The 1066-nt window shown below is 80.3% G+C and carries 2 protein-coding genes; one reads left to right on the forward strand and one right to left on the reverse strand.

Going from position 1 to position 1066, the window contains the following annotated elements; genetic code table 11:
- Positions 1 to 313: hypothetical protein (locus E1289_RS37700; RefSeq protein WP_207929424.1), on the reverse strand; the 313-nt coding region annotated here is incomplete at its 3' end.
- A gap of 270 nt (positions 314 to 583) precedes the next feature.
- Here E1289_RS37700 and E1289_RS37705 point away from each other — a divergent pair.
- Positions 584 to 1054, forward strand: a complete 471-nt coding sequence (locus tag E1289_RS37705) for a hypothetical protein (protein ID WP_131988978.1) — start codon at positions 584 to 586, stop codon at positions 1052 to 1054.
- Positions 1055 to 1066: the final 12 nt, after the last annotated feature.

The raw sequence follows: 1066 nt of genomic DNA on the forward strand, positions 1-1066 counted from the left end.
GGACGCGGCCGGGGACGGCGGGGCCGGTGGCGGCGGTGGTGCCGAGCCACAGGCCGGGCCGGGCGCCCTTCCAGACCGTGTCGCAGAACAGCCAGAGGGCGCGGCCGGGCGCGCCGGGCAGCGCGGCGCTGAAGCCGCAGTCGCGGTCGATGGCGTTGCCGGGGGCGGCGGTCTCGTAGCCGGACAGGACGCGGGCGGGCGGCGCCGCGCCGGGCGGGGCGGAGGACGTGCCCACCGCGACGGCGGCGACCGCGGCGAGCAGGACGGCGGCGGCGATGAAGGCGGTGCGGGCGCGGGGGAGCCGGCGGTCCAACGGTGCCCCTCCCTCCTGGGACGCGGATGCGGCCGGGGGCGGGCCGGGCCCGGTGGCCGGTCTCACAGCCTGCCCCGCCGGCGCCCGGCGATCAACCTGGCCGGGACGGGCGGCACGCGGTTGCCCGCCCCGTGCCGCCTCGGACGGCGGGCGCATGTTTGCGCGTGTCAGTCGGGGTAGGCGCTGTAGTGGCCCGGTTTCGCGTCCCCTGAGCCGCTACGGCGCGGGGCGGCGCGCCGGGCGGTAAGCCCCCCGATGGAAGGAATCACGATGGATACCCCCTCGGTGACCGGGGACGGGCCCGGCAAGGCGAACGGGAGCGCGGCCGCCGGCGGCGGTTCCACGGCCAAGACCGGCAAGGCCGGCAAGGCGGGCGCGGGCACCGCGCGCAAGACCGCCGGAGGCGCCGCCAAGAGCGCGGGCGGTGCGGCCAAGGGTGCGAGTGGCACGGCCAAGGGCGCCGGTGCCAAGGGCGGCGCGTCGGCCGCGAAGGGCGCCAAGGAAGGCGCGGCCAAGGGTGCCAAGGGCACCGCTGAAGGCGCCGCGGGCGCCGCGAAGGGCACGGCGCAAGGCGTCCGCAAGGGCGCGGCGCAGGCCGGCGGCCAGGTGGCGGCGCTGCCGGGCCGGGCGGTGGGCCTGGCCAAGCTGATGACGCTGGGCCGGCTGCTGCGCGCGGTGCCGGTCGCGGGGGCCGCGGCCGCCGGCGTCGTCGTCGGCCGGCTGACGGCCCGCAAGCGCTGACCCGCCCGCACC

Source organism: Actinomadura sp. 6K520 (genome assembly GCF_004349245.1).
Lineage (GTDB): Bacteria > Actinomycetota > Actinomycetes > Streptosporangiales > Streptosporangiaceae > Spirillospora.